The organism is Burkholderia sp. (assembly GCF_018375725.1).
Classification (GTDB): Bacteria; Pseudomonadota; Gammaproteobacteria; order Burkholderiales; family Burkholderiaceae; genus Burkholderia.
This window is the reverse complement of sequence record NZ_JAHACR010000499.1, coordinates 1-1,714: the sequence shown is the minus strand read 5'-3', so window position 1 is coordinate 1,714 and position 1,714 is coordinate 1. Positions and strand designations below refer to the sequence as shown.

The window sequence follows — 1,714 nt, the reverse complement described above, 5'->3', positions numbered from 1 at the left end:
TAGCCGGTCTCGGCATGCCCGGGCAGGATGCCCAGCGTCGCGATCTTGCCTTGCGCCGCGCAGCGCACGCCCGCGGCAATGGCGGCGTGAAAGCGCGCCTGATCGGCGACCGCGTGGTCGGCTGGCATCACGGTCATGATCGCGTCGCTGCCGCCGGCGACGATCCGCAGCGCGGCGAGCGTCAGCGCCGGGGCGGTGTCGCGTCCGAGCGGCTCGAGCACGATTGATGCGCGCTTGCCGGCGAGGTGCAGCTGTTCGGCCGTCGTGAAGCGATGGCCCTCGCCGCAGACGATCAGCACGTCATCGCTGAGCGGATGGCCGGTCGTCAGGCCGTCGAGCCGGCATGCAGTCGCCTGCAGCAGTGAATGCTCGCCGAGCAGTCCGATCAGTTGCTTCGGATAGTGCTCGCGCGACATCGGCCACAGTCGCGTGCCGGAACCGCCGGCGAGTATCACCGGCTGCACCGCGATGCGCGTGCCGGCAGGCTCGTCGGCGGATAGGAATGGGAGCGTGTCGGCTGCCACGGCCGGAGCATTCATGATGGCACTCCTCGGTTGCTGTCAATGCCTGTCGTTTTAGCATGAAGTAAATCGACAATAAAACCGGAAGTCGGCTGCGCCATTCATCATGTTTTGCGTGGTGAGTTTTATTTATGCGGATTCGTGTATCAATAAAAATAAAAAAATAAAGCGATGTGTCGCGCGGAATCGTACGCCAGTCAAGCCTGATTGCCGTGATGGTCTTGCATGAACTGCATGCCGGTTGCAAAAATCAGGAAAATTGTGCCGATATAAATCGATCGGATAAAGGAAATAATTTCCGATTAATTTTAGAAATACTTGTGTGCTTGCGGCGGGAATTTTCTTAACGGTTCAATAGCGTCATGCAACGTTGGAATCGGTTGCGGGGCGTCGGACGCGCAGGATCCGTTCGGCAAACGTCTATTCAACGAGGAAGCGAACATGTTGAGCGTGCTGGCGAGAATCATCGATATCGCGATGGTCATGGCGGGGGCCCTGATCGCCGCCGCGCTGCACGACGGCCGCGGCATGTGGCTCGACGATCTGCAGCGCACGATGATGCTGTTCGACTGCGTGCTCGTCGTCGTGTTCTTTCCCGCGTTCGGGATTTATCAGTCGTGGCGCGGCAAGCGCCTTGTCGGGTTGATGGGGCGCGTGGCGTTCGCGTGGCTCGTGGTCGAACTGCTCGGCATCCTGATGAGCTTCGGTTTCCACCATTCGGGCGAGCTGTCGCGGCTGTGGCTCGGTGGCTGGGCGGTCGTGACGATCGCGCTGCTCGCGGCGTCGAAGGCGTGCGTGCATGCGGTTCTGCGGCATCTGCGGCGCGAGGGCTACAACCACAAGCCGGTCGCGATCGTCGGCGGCACGCCCGCGACACGGCGCCTGATCGCGCAGATGCGTGCCCGTCCCGATGCCGGCTTCAACCCGGTCTGCGTCTACGACGAGCATGCCGCGGTGAACGACGTAGCGCTCGACGATGTCTATATCGAGCGGCATTTCGATGCGCTCGAGCGGCTCGTGCGCAGCCGCGCGATCCGCGAACTGTGGCTCGCGCTGCCGATTTCGGAGGAGCGGCAGATTCATCGGATCGTGACGGTGTTCCGGCATGACTTCGTGAACATCCGTTTCATCCCGGATGTGCGCAGCCTGTCGTTCTTCAACCAGGAGGTCGTCGAGCTGCTCGGCGTGCCGGC

The 1,714-nt window shown here is 62.0% G+C and carries 1 protein-coding gene and 1 pseudogene; one reads left to right on the top strand and one right to left on the bottom strand.

Translation table 11 applies throughout. The annotated features are described in order from the left end of the window. Positions 1 to 539, bottom strand: a 539-nt coding sequence (locus tag KH616_RS24845; RefSeq protein WP_292254855.1) for a sugar phosphate nucleotidyltransferase, incomplete at its 3' end; no start/stop codon positions are given. 423 nt (positions 540 to 962) lie between these two features. Here KH616_RS24845 and KH616_RS24840 point away from each other — a divergent pair. Next, a pseudogene (locus tag KH616_RS24840) lies at positions 963 to 1,714 on the top strand (undecaprenyl-phosphate glucose phosphotransferase); the annotation flags it as partial.